Below are 14,971 nucleotides of genomic sequence, written 5' to 3' on the forward strand. Positions count from 1 at the left end.
AGATTCGTTTGGAAAACTTTCCATCGTCAATCAGGGAAAAATTGTTTCGATTTTTAAAATGACATCCCACATTCTTAAAAAAAAATAAAAGATGGCGGATATCAGCTCTTTCGCCGATTTCCGCCATCATCAATTCTAAAGGCTTTAGACAGAGCCTTTTAATCATTCGAAGCTTTTGCCCGGCCTGCAAGAAGAACAAAATAGCACAACAGCCCGAACAAGCAGGAAATAAATAAAGCATGTGCCAAGGCAAGATAAAGATTTAAATCAGACAAGATCACGGATATGCCGGATAATGCTTGGAGAAGAATGAGAATGAAAGCTATAATCCAACCCCAATACATCACTTTTTGATCTTTATAATGTTTTATCGCATGAATAGTGGCAACCGCAATCCAAATAAACAGCAAGCCTGCTGCAAAGCGGTGGCCCATTTGCACCCATTCATGGACGGTTTGCGGGAACAAGCGATTTTCGCTGCAAAAAGGAATGCTTGGACAAGCTAGACTTGCGCCTTTATGCCGAACATATGCACCTGTGTAAATGACAATATAACTGTAAGTAATAATGCCATAAATATGAAATCGCATTTTTTTCCCAATGACAGCATTATCTGCGTCAAATTTTTTATCAACTTCAAAAATCAGCAGAGTAAGCAGCAAAACAGCTGCAAATGAAATGAGGGAAATTCCAAAATGAAGTGCAAGAACGGCATCGGATTGCCCCCATACGACAGCTGCAGCACCGATTAGCGCCTGCAAAACAATAAAAAAGATGGCCAGAAAACAAAGCAGCTTTGTTTCTTTTTTATGCCCGATCGCTTTCCAAGCCCAAATAACAAGACATAAAACAAGGATTCCTGCAATTCCGCTCACAAGTCGGTGTGAAAGTTCAATGATTGTTTCTAATGTCAAAGGGTCTGGAAGAACTTTTCCGTGGCAAAGCGGCCAAGACCGGCCGCATCCTTGAGATGATCCTGTTTTTGTTACGAGTGCTCCGCCAATTAAAACGAATAGCATGACGATTGTTGTCACGACGCCAAGCCATTTTAATAAATAGTGCATGTCTCATTCACCTTCTAACATCTTTAATAAGTTTAAAAAGCCGAAAGAAACTCCATAATGGGTATAGAAACATCAAACTTCGAAACAAATAGTTTCTTGTAGAATCAGAAAAAGCTTGAATATTCAAAAGGAGTTTGCTAGAAATATTATGGGGAAGGCATTTTGCCGAAACGTTCGACCAACTATTATTATAATCGGAAAATATTTTATTTTTAACCGCTTCACAATTTCGACAAACTTTATTCGCGAAATGTACACAAAAAATTGACGAATTATGGTTTAATACTATATGAATGCTTTTTTGTCTCGTGTTTTTTTTATATGATAGAGGCAAACGCTAAATGGTCTCAGATAGGAGGCCGTCCCAGAGGAGGTCATTCAATTGGGTAATACAAGGGGCGAAGTTGTTTTAAACGATCGGCAAGAAATAGAAGTGGCAACTTCCGCTTGGAAAGATTTTTTATCATTAATTAAAATCGGAATCGTCAACTCCAATTTAATCACCACTTTTACCGGAATATGGTTGGCATTATATTTCAGCGGTAAAGGTTTTCTTGAAAATATAGATATTGTTGTGTTTACATTGCTTGGAACAGCAGCTATTATTGCTGGATCTTGCGCAATCAACAATTTTTATGACAGAGATATTGACCATGTAATGGAAAGAACAAGATTACGCCCAACCGTAACGGGCCGTATAAGCTCGTTTCAAGTATTGCTGCTGGGGACCGGCTTCATTTCCATTGGAACGATTTTGCTTCTAATGGTTTCTGTTTCCGCAGCCGTCATTGGTTTGTTAGGCGTGTTTTCCTACATAGTGCTATACACGATGTGGACAAAACGCCAATATACGATCAATACGGTAGTCGGCAGCATCGCTGGAGCTGTTCCGCCGCTGATTGGATGGGCTGCAGTTGATGATTTAAATATCATTGCATGGATTTTATTTCTAATCATGTTTATTTGGCAGCCGCCTCATTTCTTGGCACTTGCGATGAAGCGTTCGGAAGAATACCGTAAAGCTGGAATTCCGATGCTTCCAGTTGTTCATGGCTTTGAGGTGACGAAAAGACAAATCATTGTTTGGGTTGCCTGCTTGCTGCCCCTTCCTTTTTATTTGTTTAGCCTAGGCATTGGCTTCATCGTTTTGGCTACTGTATTGAACATTATTTGGTTGATTTTGTCATTAATTGGACTGAAAATGAAAAATGATTTAAAATGGTCTAAGTGGATGTTTATCTATTCAATTAACTATTTAACCATTTTGTTTGTGGCTATGGTTGCCTTTTCAATAATTTAACGTTCGGTAGTAATTCTTTCTAGATAAGAATTTATTCATAGAAGGAATTCTTCATTTTTTCTTTATGAACAGGATTTAACAAAGAAAGAGGGGTTTGATTTAGCGATGAAAAAGCTGAAATGGCGTCTTTTGTTACTACTTTCAGTCATGACGCTCGTATTGTCAGGCTGCGGCGAACCGTTTATTTCCACGCTGATTCCAGCTGGAGAAGTTGCCGATGAACAATTTTCGCTCATGATGTTGAGTACGGCAATCATGGTGATTGTTGTTGCAGTCGTAACGATTATTTTTATTTATGTCTTAATGAAATTCCGCCGGAAAGGAAGCGATAAAATTCCGGTACAAGTGGAAGGAAGCCATAAGCTTGAAATCATTTGGACTGTTATTCCTATATTATTGCTGATTGTATTGGCAGTTCCGGTAGTTGCTTCCACCTTTAATTTGGCGGATACCGACCCAATGAAAAAAGCGTTGGCAGATGATAAAAATGGAGGAAAAGATCCTCTTGTTGTCAATGTAAGAGCAAGTTTGTATTGGTGGGAATTTGAATATCCTGGCTATGGAGTCATTACAAGCCAAGATTTAGTCTTGCCGACAGATGAAAAAGTTTATTTTAACTTAAAAGCATCAGATGTGAAGCACTCATTCTGGATTCCTCCAGTTGGTGGTAAAATCGATACAAACACAGATAATGAGAACCAGTTCTGGTTAAAAATTGATTCAAAACGTGCGAAGGAAGCTGGAAACATTTTTTACGGGAAATGTGCTGAATTATGCGGACCATCTCACGCGTTGATGGACTTTAAAGTGAAGGCGGTTTCCCGAGATGAATTTAATTCTTGGATTAATAAAATGAAAAATTTCAAAGCCGAAACTGTTGCTCAAACAGCGTCTGCAAAACAGGGAGAACAAGTGTTCAAAGATAAAGGCTGTATCGGCTGCCATGCAGTATCACCAGCTGATAACCGACCTGAACAAGCACGCACGGCACCTAACTTAGCTAACTTTGCTGATCGTGAACGAGTAGCCGGCATCTTGGAGCACAATGAAGAAAATATTAAAAACTGGTTGAAAGATCCTGAAAAATATAAACCTGGCAACACAATGACAGGCACATACGGTAAGTTGACTGAAGAAGAACTTCAAGCATTAACAGATTATTTACAAAGCCTATCAGTTGAAAAGTAATGCTCACTAATTATAAAAGGGAGGTTACATCGTGAGTACGTTAGCTCGGAAAAAAGGGTTCTGGCCAACGGTTTGGGACTATTTGACAACTGTTGACCATAAAAAGATTGCCATCCTTTATTTAATCGCTGGAGGACTCTTTTTTGTAATTGGTGGAATTGAAGCGCTTTTGATGCGTATTCAATTGGCCATCCCAGAAAATGACTTTGTCAGTGCAGGTACGTTTAACGAATTGATGACAATGCACGGTACAACGATGATATTTTTAGCAGCTACGCCGTTATTGTTTGCATATATGAACGCAGTTGTTCCACTCCAAATTGGGGCTCGTGACGTTGCGTTTCCGTTTTTGAATTCTTTAGGCTTTTGGTTGTTTTTCTTTGGCGGTGTTTTCTTAAATTTAAGCTGGTTTTTAGGCGGGGCACCTGATGCTGGCTGGACGGCATACGCATCAGTGGCCTTGAATTCTCCTGGACATGGAGTAGACTTTTATATACTAGGCTTGCAAATTTCCGGTATAGGAACATTGATCGCCGGGATCAACTTTATTGTTACGATTATTAATATGCGTGCTCCCGGAATGACATACATGCGGATGCCATTGTTTACATGGACTACATTTGTGTCATCATCGCTCATTTTGTTTGCGTTTCCTCCGCTAACTGTTGGAATTGCGCTTTTAATGTTTGACCGTTTATTTGGCGGGAACTTTTTCAATCCGGCTTTAGGCGGGAATACGATCATTTATGAACATATTTTCTGGATTTTTGGGCACCCTGAAGTTTACATTTTAGTTTTGCCGGCATTCGGAATTTTTTCGGAAATTATTCCAACTTTTGCTCGGAAAAGATTGTTTGGGTATACATCAATGGTGTTTGCAACAGTATTGATCGGATTTTTAGGATTCATGGTGTGGGCGCACCACATGTTTACAACAGGTCTTGGTCCGATTGCCAATGCGATTTTTGCGGTTGCAACTATGACAATTGGTGTGCCGACAGGAATTAAAGTGTTTAACTGGCTCTTTACGATGTGGGGCGGAAGCATCCGCTTTACGACACCGATGCTTTATGCAGTCGGCTTTATTCCTTCGTTTGTTATGGGTGGTGTGACTGGAGTCATGCTCGCTGCTGCTCCAGCCGATTATCAATACCATGATACTTACTTTGTTGTTGCACACTTCCACTACGTAATCGTTGGTGGTATCGTATTTGCTATTTTGGCTGCTGCCCATTATTGGTGGCCAAAAATGTTTGGAAAAATGTTAAATGAGACGCTTGGTAAAATAACATTTGTATTATTTTTCATCGGTTTCCATTTAACGTTCTTTATCCAGCATTTCCTTGGTTTAATGGGAATGCCGCGCCGCGTGTTCACATTCTTATCAGGCCAAGGCTTTGACACTGGAAACTTGATCAGTACAATAGGTGCGGTTCTGATGGGGGTAGCAGTAATCGTTCTCTTGATCAATGTTGTGGTTACTTCTGTGAAGGGAGAAAAAGTAGGTGCAGATCCTTGGGAAGATGGACGTTCACTAGAGTGGGCAGTCGCATCACCTCCACCTGAATACAACTTTAAACAAACTCCGCTTGTTCGCGGATTAGATCCTTTATGGATTGAAAAAATGGAGGGCAAAAAAGGCTTAACACCTGCTGAACCGCTAAGTGATATTCATATGCCGAACTCTTCAATCTTGCCGTTTTTTATTTCATTAGGCTTATTCATTGCCGCTTTCGGCCTCATGTACCACAATGACTATTCGTGGGGTGTGCCGGTTGCGATTATCGGCTTTATCATTACGTTCGGTACGATGTTTTTACGCTCGGTTATTGATGACCACGGATACCATATTCATAAAGAGGATCTTTTAAAAGATGATAATGGGGGGGTTCGGGCATAATGCAAGTAGAAGAAAAATTAACGGCTGAAACGTTTCCTGAGCAGCCAGAAAAGGCCACCCTCGAAGGGAAAAATAAGTTTATAGGTTTTTGGGTTTTCTTAGGCGGCGAAACTGTGTTGTTTGCCACGTTGTTTGCTACGTTTCTTGCGTTGAGAAATTCCACCGCTGGTGGAGCCTCAACGCAGGAGCTCTTTGATATCAAATTAGTATTTGTAGCGACAATGCTCTTATTAACAAGCAGTTTGACAAGTGTCTATGCAATTTATCATATGAAAAACTTTCAATTTGGTAAAATGCAGTTCTGGTTTGGTGTCACCGTTTTATTAGGTCTTGCATTCTTAATTTTGGAAATTTATGAATTTAACCATTATATGCATGAATATGAATTTAAGTTGACAAGCAGTGCGCTTGGTTCAGCCTTTTACACATTGGTAGGAACGCACGGTGCGCACGTTGCCTTCGGGCTTCTCTGGATCACAACGCTGATGATTCGAAATGCAAAACGCGGATTAAACTTATACAACGCTCCTAAATATTACGTCGCAAGCCTTTATTGGCACTTTATCGACGTTGTTTGGGTATTTATATTCACAGTTGTATACTTAATGGGAATGGTGGGATAACGATGGTGAGTGAAAATTCTCGTAACCCAAAAGTTGATTTAGCGTTTCGCCGTAAAAAAAATGCGGAAGAAATGAAGCACCAAGTCGTTTCATTTGCGTTAATGATCTTTTTAACGATTGTAGCTTTTATTACAGTAGGATATGATGGAATCGACGAATGGTTGAAAGTTCCATTTATTGTACTGCTTGCATGCATTCAAGTCATTTTTCAGCTATATTATTTCATGCATATGAATCATAAAGGACATGAAGGACCACAGTTTTTCATATGGTCAGGTATTTTTGTCACATTTCTGACGGTTCTTGCCTTTATGACAATTGTCTGGTGGTAAAATACTCTTTATGGAAGCAATCAGTTTTAACTGGTTGCTTCTTTTTTTAAAGGCAATATAAATCTGCTTGCTGAAAGAAATGCAAATTCATAGAACGTTCATTGAAAAAAGAAAAGGAAAGCATGTATAATGAAATGGAATCGACTAGATCGATGATTGAAAGGATTGATTCAGTTGAGTTTAGATATATTTGGCTTTCGCGCTATGTGGAGTCCGCTGTTTTTTATATTTTGTGTTATTTTAATTGTGCTTTACTTATTATTAACCGATTCGCTTCGTCACTATTTTAAAAATTCTGAACCGGTCAGCCTAAAACAAAAATTAGTGTTTATATTGGCAATCGTTCTCCTTTATGTCAGCAAAGGAAGCCCGCTTGATTTGCTGGGGCACATTACATTTACAGGGCATATGGCTTCAATGGCAATTTTGTTTTTAATCGTAGCACCGCTTTTGATTATCGGCGTTCCTGAATGGTTATGGAAGGCTGTTATGGAAAAGCCGGTCATAAAACCTGTTGTAAAATTTTTCACTAAACCGATATTGGCTATGATTTTGTTTAATTTATTTTTTTCCTTGTATCATGTGCCGTTTATTTTCGATACATTAAAATCAAATTATATTTATCATGAGGCGGCTACTACTTTTATTTTCGTTTTTGCCTTTTTTATGTATTGGCCATTGATTGGAAAAAGTCCAAATTGGCATCCAATTGGGGGTCTGAAAAAAATTGCCTACATTTTAGGAAACAGCGTTTTAATCACACCAGCCTGCGGTTTAATCATTTTTGCAGGTGCGCCGCTGTTTGAAACATATTCGAATCCGGAGGCGTGGGTAAAGACTTTAAGCTTATGTGTTCCTTCTGATACGTTGGCTGGGTTGTCTTTGTCAGGCCCGCAAATGTTTAGCGGAATGCCGCTGCTTGAGGATCAGCAGCTTGGCGGCATTATTATGAAAGTGATCCAAGAGCTTGTGTACGGAACATTTTTAGCTCATGTATTTTTTGAATGGGCGAAAAAAGAAAGAGAAAAAGACGACATCGATGTGCAAAATTTGTCTCCTGAACCAAATAAATAAAAAAAAACTGCAGGTTATTTGCCTGCAGTTTTTCAAACAGTTAAGCTTTCAATCGCTTCTTTTGCCCGCTTTAACAGTTTTTCGCTCGACTCAACGATGACAGCTGGAAAATGTTCATCCTCTCCATATTCGACACCATGAGGATAATAATGTTTCCCTAATATTGGAGTTAGCAATTTAATAAGTGCGTAGCGGCCTCCCACATCGCCTTCAATACAATATCCTTGTACTCTTAAATAAAAAACATCGCCCTTATGCTCAAATTTCTTGTCAAACGTCACACGGTCATAATCCCATTGGCCGGCAAGGATAAAACCTAATTCTGACAACGCATCCTTAAGGTGAGACAATTCCACCGTCAGCCCTTCCAGGCCGATTTGTTCAAATTTCATATGTATTTCCCTCCTAAGCGCTTCGAACAAAAAATTGATTTCTCTCTACTGTTTAATAATAGTATGAATAATTAAAACATGCAATGTTATATATATAGCATTTACACAATGTTCAAATAAAATTCGGTATTCAAATGGAGAGCGAATAAAGAAAATCGAAATTTCCCATAATAGATCAAAAAGCATAAGAGGTGTCCTCATTGAAAAAGGTAAAGGAAATTATGTCAACAAATTGTATTTTTTGCACACCGTTAGATAATGTGTTTGAAGCGGCTGTGAAAATGAAAGAGTCAAATGCTGATGCCGTTTTAATCGTTGAAAATGATCAATTAGCAGGAATCATAACCGATCGTGATCTTGTGACAAAAGGAATTGCAGAAAAACGTCCTGGTTCTACGAAAATTACGGATGTAATGAACGACGATGTTGTTACGATCACTCCTGATGCATCAGCAGAAGACGCAGCTGAGATGCTTGCAGCTCATCATATTCATCATTTGCCGGTTGTTGAGGATGGAAAGGTTGTTGGCATTATAACAGAACGTTGTTTTACATGATGAGAAGACAAAAACTACACCATTTAAATGAAAGAAGTGAATTTTTCATGAAATGTTTGCAAAATTTCCCCATTTTTGATTAAAATGACTTAAAACAGAATATATAAGAAACAAAGAAAGAAGAGGGGAATTGAACTGAAAAGAGTTACAAGAATTATATTGATATTTGTAATTATTACATTAACATATATCGTATATGTCACCTTTCAAAAGGAACCAGTACTGCCTCCGGAACAGCAAAATTTTCAAGAGAAAACGGACAAAGAAATAAAAGTGGGGGAAGGAGTTATCTCATTAGTCGGAAGATCTTCCAAAGAAGTACTAAAAACTTTTGGCAAACCTGATCGGATTGATCCATCAAGATATGATTATGAATGGTGGATATACCGAGATGATTTGCAGCAATACAAGCAATTCGGTGTTTTAAACGGAAAGGTCGTTACAGTTTTTGCTATTGGAAAAGAAGTAAATGTAGATCCGTTTCAAATTGGCCAGCCGTCTACCCAAGTATTTCATATTGTCGCTCCCAATTCATTTGTCACAGCAGATATTGGTTTAAACTCATACCGGTTCGAGCTGTCGGAGGATGATCTGAATGTCAGGCCGACAGTCCGTTTGAATGATGATCTTTATGTTCAGTTGTATATGGATAAATTCACTGGAACGTTATCGAGCATTAGAGCTTTTGATGTTCAAACATTAGTAAAACAGCGTCCATATGAAGTTGTATATAGAGGCGAGCTTTTAGCGGCAGAGCCTATAACAGAGGAAGAGCAGCGGAAAATTGAATACGGGGAAGAACAACAAATTGTTGACATAACAAATGTAATTCGAACAATAAATGGTTTAAGTCCTCTTAAGCAGGAAGAAAGCACAGCGAAAGTCGCTTATTCCCACAGCAAGGAAATGAGTGAAAAAGGATATTTTTCTCATGTGTCGCCTGAGAGAGGCTCTCTTTCCGATCGTTTGACATCGGCTGGGGTTAATTTTGAAATGGCTGGTGAAAATATTGCGCATGGATATATGGATGGAATTGACGTGGTCGAAGGCTGGCTGAATAGTGAAGGACACCGAAAAACGCTTCTTGATGAACGGTTCACACATATAGGGGTCGGAGTGTATGAAAAATTTTATACGCAAAATTTTATTGCAAAGCGGGCCAAATGAAGAGGCTCGCTTTTTCATTTTATCACCAATTTTTCCGTTATCGATATATTAAATATAAGAAAAACGTTTATGAGGTGATCGCATGAAAACAAAATCGTTATCAAAACTCGAATTGTTTAAACAATTTATTAAAAAACATCCAAAATTAATAGAAGAAGTCCGCAAAGAAAAGAAAACATGGAAGGAGATTTATGAAGATTGGCAGCTTTTAGGTGAGGAAGATCCTTTGTGGAATAAATACCGATCAAACAGTATGAAAAGCCGTAAACATCAACAAGGTGACTTTCTGAAAAATATTTTACAAACTTTTCAGCATTTAGATGTGGAGACGGTAAACGAACATTTATATAAAATGAATGATGCGATTTCAACCATTCAAAATCTTTTAAAAGAGATCGAGAGCAGCCGCAAATCAGATCCAAATCATTCGCATCCCTTATCGTTTAGAAAGGATTAATAACGATGAGAAAGGACTTGTATTTATATATTCAACAAAATCCCCTTTTAAAGCAATACATTCGCGAAAAGCCATATTGGTACCGCACCTTGACTAGACATCCTGAATTTCTTGAGAAAATGGAAATTAGCATGGCAAATGACTATTATCTAACTCTGCCGCATAAAATAGAAAAATTTTCGAATTCTATTCAAATGATGTCGATGATGCTGTCGATGCTGCAAGCATTTCGCGAAAATTAACGGTTCAAATGTGTTTGTACGAAAGCAATCATTTTTCCTAATGGAATGAAAAAAACGGGTTTTTGTTTGTATTCCGCATTCAGCAGCTTCCGAATTTGTGAATGACGCGTCAGCGTCTTTTTTATTTTTAAGCACATGTTTTTACATAAAGTGTTGAAAATATATGAAAAAGGAGGCATCAATGATTATGCAAATGAAATGGCTCGCAATGCTGACGCTTCTCACGGTTATGGCGGCTTGTTCCCCAGAAAAACCGGTACCGGAAGGAAATAAAAAAGACAGCATCGTTCCGACAGAAATTCATGAATCCGACAGAAATGCCATTGAAACGATGAACAGCCAAATAAGAAAATTTCAAGTTCGTCATCATGTAGAAGGAAACAACGTTTATGTAGAATGCTATGTGCCTGATTTTACATTTAACGGTGAACGGAACACGAAAAAAGAAGGAGAAGGTCATATCGTATTATATATTGATGGAAAGAAAAAAAGTGATATTTATTCTGCTGCATTTATTATAAAAGGATTGTCTAAAGGGCGGCACACAATCAACCTGGAATTAGTATATAATGATTCAACCAGCTATCAATTGAAAAAAGAATGGATTGTAAATATATGAGAAACGCAGGCGTTGTAAATAAGATGATGTTCGTGCTACAATCAATATTGGAGGTGTGATCTTAATGGTTACGTCAATGGAAAGCGTTCTGCTTTTAGATGAAGCGGAAGCTTTAGCAAAAATGATAACAGAATCAGAACTTGCGATCGAATATCGGCGTTCATTATATAATTTGCAAAATGATCAAGAAGCTCAAACAATCATTCAAAAGTTTGTCAAAATAAAAGAGCAATACGAGGATGTCATGAGATTTGGCAAATATCATCCTGATTATAATCGAATTAAAAGCGAAATGAGGGAAATTAAAAGAGAACTTGATTTAAATGATAAAGTCGCTGCATTTAAAAAAGCGGAAAAAGAAATTCAAAAACTTCTCGATGAAATCAGCATGTATATCGGACGAGCTGTTTCAACAGCCATTAAAGTTCCGACTGGAAACCCTTATTTTGAAATGATGCCTAGCTGTGGATGCGCATCAGGCGGAGCATGCGGCTGTTCAGCTTAAACGGGTTTAGAAGCAAAGGAAAAGGAGAATCGGGATGTTTGAAAAAAGACAGGGAATTATTGTTTGGCTGCATTCTTTAAAATATGTAAAAAGTTTGCGGAAATTTGGAAACATTCATTATGTTTCAAAAAAAATGAAATATGTTGTTCTTTATTGTGATAGAGAACAAATAGACGAAATAATGGACACCATTGCATCATTTTCTTTCGTAAAAAGGGTCGAACCTTCTTACAGGCCGCTTTTAAAAATTGAATTTGAATCAAAAGTGGATAAAGCAAAAGAATATGATTATAAAATTGGATTATAAATAGGACAGCCGAGAATTTAGGCTGTCCTACTATTGTAAAGAAGGTATGTATCGGTTCATCCGCAATATGCCGATTAAATGCTGGTAATACAATTCAACATCAGAAAATTGGTCTGAAGGCTTTACAACAAGCTCGATCAGCTCATGACCATATGTTTCGGCAGCCTGTTGAAAAAGTTCAAATCGTTTGTTCGTTTTTTTCTGCGGATTTGGGATCCCTTCCCGGCAAATATAAAGAGGCTGGAAATCACCTATCTCCGTCGGTTTTAACACAATGACGAACGAACAAACCTCTTTTCCATTTTTTACTGTATAAAGGACTAGAAAGTGCGAAATCCGGTCTTGATTTCTTTTTGCGATTTCCAATAATTCGTATATATCTGAATATCCTTCTCCTAGTTCAATAAATCGCTGGATCATTTTTATCCTTCCTCCAATGGGTATTTGGTTGCTAAATTCATAAGCTAAATGTATTGCGCTTTTGTCCGTAAATAAATGTATCATGAAAATGGAAGAATTGAAAGAATAAAAAAAAGCCTGCAGATTGGATCTGCAGGATCCTTCCTAGCTTTGAAGCAAAATCTTCAAAGCAGAAGGGAAAGGGAGAGGAGAAACCGGAGGAAGAACTTATGGGGAAACGTAAGTCTTCTCCGCGGTTGGCAACAACACCATCACAACTGATGTTGTCACTTTCATTATGGTCAATTGGCAAAAAATTATACTCGTTTCTGCAAAAAAACAGCTGTCAAATTTAATTGATGATCTTACATTTTCTATGTTAATATTATTCCGAGCCAAAAGGAATTTTGTCAAGTTGTGGTGAATGATATGAGAGTGGTTTCCGGTGCATTAAAAGGACGAGCATTAAAATCGGTTCCTGGAAAGACGACAAGACCGACGACAGATAAAGTAAAAGAAGCAATATTTAACATGATCGGACCATATTTTGAAGGGGGACTTGCTTTAGATTTGTTTGCCGGCAGCGGCAGTCTTGGAATAGAAGCTTTATCAAGAGGGATAGAATGCTCTATTTTTATTGATAAAGATATGAAAGCGATTCAAACGATTCGAGAGAATTTAGAAAATTTAAAGTTAAACGACTGTTCTGAAGTATATCGCACCAGCGCTGATCAAGCGTTAAAAGCTGTCAGCAAACGCGGGCTGAAGTTTCGGATCATATTTCTGGATCCGCCTTATAAAAAACAAAAATTAGAATCTATTCTAAAGGTAATTCATGAGCAGTCTTTATTGTCAACGGATGGTGTCGTTGTGTGCGAGCATAGCTATGAAGTAACATTGCCAGACCAAGTTTTATCACTTGCAAAAACGAAGTCTGAGAGATATGGTATAACAAGTGTATCTTTGTATCAAAATGTTTGAAGTCGGATGGGGGTATTTATTTTGGCAAGCATTGCAGTCTGTCCGGGAAGCTTTGATCCCGTTACATATGGACATTTAGACATCATAAAGCGGGGGGCAAATGTATTTGAAAAAGTGTATGTTTGCGTTTTAAACAATTCTTCAAAAAAGCCGCTATTTACTGTAGAAGAAAGATGTGAGCTGCTGAGAAAGGTAACGGGCAACTTACCAAACGTATACATTGAATCCTTTCAAGGGCTGCTCGTTGATTATGCGAGAAGCAAAAATGCGAACGCTATATTGAGAGGCCTTCGGGCTGTTTCTGATTTTGAATATGAAATGCAAATCACTTCAGTGAACAGAGTGCTGGATGAAAATATAGAAACTTTTTTTATGATGACAAACAATCAGTATTCGTTTTTAAGTTCAAGTATTGTTAAAGAAGTCGCTAAATACGGCGGAAAAGTTTCTGAGCTTGTACCGTATGAAGTGGAAGAAGCATTAAAGAAAAAATATGAGCATATGTATAAAAAATAATTTTTTGAGGTTCGGAAAATTTTGGTTTCCGAACCTTTTCTTATGTTCCACTTTTATTTCTTAAACGAAAGTAGTAAATCAAAATATACACAATGAGCGTGCAAATCGTGATAACGGGGCCGACTTTGGAAAGGAGCAGCCAATACTCCGTGAGAAAGCTTGGAGTTTTTTCAAATATAAATGCCGGTGCATAACCTTCATTCTTTGACAATAGATCGATATATAAAGGCTTGAATAAGATCAAAGCAGAGAGGCTTGAAAAAATCCCTTGCATAATGCGGGCGAAGAAAAAAGGCTTAAAGCGGATGTCTGTTTCTGCTAAAATGCTTGCCACTTGTGCTTGAACGGAGAAGCCGCTGAATGCCAATATAAAGCTTGTGATGATCACCTTATCCAGCATGGCGGCTTGTGCCTGGCTTGTAAGCTGGCTGCCTAATGTTATTTCAAACAGTCCGGAAAAAAACGGAACGGAAAGCTCAGTCGGTATATGAACAAGAATAAACAAAGACGATATGAAAGTTGCTGCTATGTCCGCCACATGAACGATGCTTAAAATTTGATTTAATACCGAAAACAAAATGATAAAGCCCCCGATGACGAGCAGCGTTTGGACAGAATTGAGAACGGCATCCCCGAGCATTTTTCCAAGAGGTTTTTCATTTTGCATTCTCATTTCGTGCATAAGCTGAAACGCTTTTTTAAATGATGGCTTCGAATGTACTGTTTCCTTTTGCGGCTTTTTTTCATCTTTTCCCCAAAATCTCATCGTTAGCCCGACGAAAACATTTCCTAAATAATGCGAAACGGCCAGCAGCAATCCGAGATTTTTATCTTGAAAAAAACCTATTGACACAGCTCCGAAAATAAATAGCGGATTTGAAGAGTTGGAAAAAGACACAAGCCTTTCCGCTTCATGTCTTGAGATCTGGTTTTCTTGTCTTAATCTTGCAGTTAATTTTGCCCCGGCGGGGAATCCGGAAGCCATCCCCATTGCCCAAACGAATCCCCCTGCTCCTGGAACTTTAAAAACGGGCCGCATAAGCGGTTCTAAAAACACGCCGATAAAACGGACCACACCGATTGATATAAGAATTTCCGAGACAATAAAAAAAGGCAGCAAGGAAGGAAAAACAATGTTCCACCACATATGTAATCCCCGTTTTGATGCCTCAAGTGAGGCGTCAGGAAAAAAAATAATCGCGCAGGTGATAAAGAAAATAACGGTTGCGTATAAAGCAGTTTTAATTTTTGCCTCTTTCAATTGTTATGCCCCCTATTGAAAACTGCACACGTATAAGCTGACATGATAGAATGAATAAGAGGTTTTCGTACAACCTATAATTCAATA

The 14,971-nt window shown here is 38.2% G+C and carries 19 protein-coding genes; 15 read left to right on the forward strand and 4 right to left on the reverse strand.

Features of this window, described 5'->3' with window-relative positions; translation table 11 throughout:
* Positions 1-158: 158 nt before the first annotated feature.
* On the reverse strand, positions 159-1,064 hold the full coding sequence (locus NSQ61_RS04095) for a COX15/CtaA family protein (RefSeq protein ID WP_063388531.1): 906 nt from the start codon (positions 1,062-1,064) through the stop codon (positions 159-161).
* A gap of 427 nt (positions 1,065-1,491) precedes the next feature.
* Here NSQ61_RS04095 and cyoE point away from each other — a divergent pair, with 427 nt between their 5' ends.
* The 6 genes from cyoE to ctaG all read left to right on the forward strand — a co-directional run bounded on the left by cyoE (position 1,492) and on the right by ctaG (position 7,481).
* Complete coding sequence (cyoE, locus tag NSQ61_RS04100) at positions 1,492-2,364, forward strand: heme o synthase (RefSeq protein ID WP_232515768.1); 873 nt, start codon at positions 1,492-1,494, stop codon at positions 2,362-2,364.
* Positions 2,365-2,469: 105 nt separating this feature from the next.
* Entirely contained in the window at positions 2,470-3,552 is a 1,083-nt protein-coding gene (coxB, locus tag NSQ61_RS04105) for a cytochrome c oxidase subunit II (protein ID WP_130156230.1), read from the forward strand.
* Between the two features lie 31 nt (positions 3,553-3,583).
* Complete coding sequence (gene ctaD, locus NSQ61_RS04110) at positions 3,584-5,452, forward strand: cytochrome c oxidase subunit I (protein WP_340806079.1); 1,869 nt, start codon at positions 3,584-3,586, stop codon at positions 5,450-5,452.
* Positions 5,452-6,075 (forward strand): cytochrome c oxidase subunit III, encoded by a 624-nt coding sequence (gene ctaE / locus NSQ61_RS04115; protein WP_339196679.1) that lies wholly within the window; start codon positions 5,452-5,454, stop codon positions 6,073-6,075. Before ctaD ends, ctaE begins: the two co-directional genes overlap by 1 nt.
* 2 nt (positions 6,076-6,077) lie before the next feature.
* Positions 6,078-6,407 carry a cytochrome c oxidase subunit IVB gene (gene ctaF, locus NSQ61_RS04120; protein WP_063388526.1) on the forward strand — a complete coding sequence of 110 codons (330 nt, stop codon included), beginning with the start codon at positions 6,078-6,080 and terminating at the stop codon, positions 6,405-6,407.
* A 174-nt stretch (positions 6,408-6,581) separates the two neighbouring features.
* Positions 6,582-7,481 carry a cytochrome c oxidase assembly factor CtaG gene (gene ctaG, locus NSQ61_RS04125; RefSeq protein WP_063388525.1) on the forward strand — a complete coding sequence of 300 codons (900 nt, stop codon included), beginning with the start codon at positions 6,582-6,584 and terminating at the stop codon, positions 7,479-7,481.
* A 32-nt stretch (positions 7,482-7,513) separates the two neighbouring features.
* Here the strand turns inward: ctaG and NSQ61_RS04130 are convergent, their stop codons facing one another.
* A complete protein-coding gene (locus NSQ61_RS04130) occupies positions 7,514-7,873 on the reverse strand; it encodes a YugN family protein (protein WP_063388524.1) in 360 nt (119 codons plus the stop codon).
* A gap of 200 nt (positions 7,874-8,073) precedes the next feature.
* Here NSQ61_RS04130 and NSQ61_RS04135 point away from each other — a divergent pair, with 200 nt between their 5' ends.
* From NSQ61_RS04135 to NSQ61_RS04165, 7 genes are all read left to right on the forward strand, one after another.
* Complete coding sequence (locus NSQ61_RS04135) at positions 8,074-8,430, forward strand: CBS domain-containing protein (protein ID WP_094246106.1); 357 nt, start codon at positions 8,074-8,076, stop codon at positions 8,428-8,430.
* A 135-nt stretch (positions 8,431-8,565) separates the two neighbouring features.
* Positions 8,566-9,597: a CAP domain-containing protein gene (locus tag NSQ61_RS04140; RefSeq protein WP_340808042.1), complete on the forward strand. Its 1,032-nt coding sequence runs from the start codon at positions 8,566-8,568 to the stop codon at positions 9,595-9,597.
* A gap of 82 nt (positions 9,598-9,679) precedes the next feature.
* Positions 9,680-10,054, forward strand: a complete 375-nt coding sequence (locus tag NSQ61_RS04145; protein WP_063388521.1) for a YlbD family protein — start codon at positions 9,680-9,682, stop codon at positions 10,052-10,054.
* Between the two features lie 5 nt (positions 10,055-10,059).
* On the forward strand, positions 10,060-10,296 hold the full coding sequence (locus NSQ61_RS04150) for a YlbE-like family protein (protein ID WP_144597726.1): 237 nt from the start codon (positions 10,060-10,062) through the stop codon (positions 10,294-10,296).
* 181 nt (positions 10,297-10,477) lie between these two features.
* Positions 10,478-10,915: a hypothetical protein gene (locus NSQ61_RS04155; protein ID WP_063388519.1), complete on the forward strand. Its 438-nt coding sequence runs from the start codon at positions 10,478-10,480 to the stop codon at positions 10,913-10,915.
* Positions 10,916-10,979: 64 nt separating this feature from the next.
* Positions 10,980-11,420: a YlbF family regulator gene (locus NSQ61_RS04160; protein WP_063388518.1), complete on the forward strand. Its 441-nt coding sequence runs from the start codon at positions 10,980-10,982 to the stop codon at positions 11,418-11,420.
* 34 nt (positions 11,421-11,454) lie between these two features.
* The gene (locus tag NSQ61_RS04165) at positions 11,455-11,727 is read left to right on the forward strand and encodes a YlbG family protein (protein ID WP_063388517.1); all 273 of its coding nucleotides are present in this window, start codon (positions 11,455-11,457) and stop codon (positions 11,725-11,727) included.
* Positions 11,728-11,757: 30 nt separating this feature from the next.
* Here NSQ61_RS04165 and NSQ61_RS04170 read toward each other — a convergent pair whose 3' ends face one another.
* Positions 11,758-12,147, reverse strand: coding sequence for a DUF7147 family protein (locus tag NSQ61_RS04170; protein ID WP_130156241.1), 390 nt, complete (start codon positions 12,145-12,147; stop codon positions 11,758-11,760).
* A gap of 408 nt (positions 12,148-12,555) precedes the next feature.
* Here NSQ61_RS04170 and rsmD point away from each other — a divergent pair, with 408 nt between their 5' ends.
* Positions 12,556-13,107, forward strand: coding sequence for a 16S rRNA (guanine(966)-N(2))-methyltransferase RsmD (gene rsmD / locus NSQ61_RS04175; protein ID WP_066251986.1), 552 nt, complete (start codon positions 12,556-12,558; stop codon positions 13,105-13,107).
* A gap of 21 nt (positions 13,108-13,128) precedes the next feature.
* Positions 13,129-13,623, forward strand: coding sequence for a pantetheine-phosphate adenylyltransferase (gene coaD, locus NSQ61_RS04180; protein ID WP_063388514.1), 495 nt, complete (start codon positions 13,129-13,131; stop codon positions 13,621-13,623).
* 40 nt (positions 13,624-13,663) lie between these two features.
* On the opposite strand, the gene ylbJ is transcribed toward coaD, so the two are convergent.
* The gene (gene ylbJ / locus NSQ61_RS04185; protein WP_133309190.1) at positions 13,664-14,884 is read right to left on the reverse strand and encodes a sporulation integral membrane protein YlbJ; all 1,221 of its coding nucleotides are present in this window, start codon (positions 14,882-14,884) and stop codon (positions 13,664-13,666) included.
* Positions 14,885-14,971 lie beyond the last annotated feature (87 nt).

The organism is Aeribacillus sp. FSL K6-1121, from assembly GCF_038003725.1.
GTDB lineage: Bacteria > Bacillota > Bacilli > Bacillales > Aeribacillaceae > Aeribacillus > Aeribacillus composti.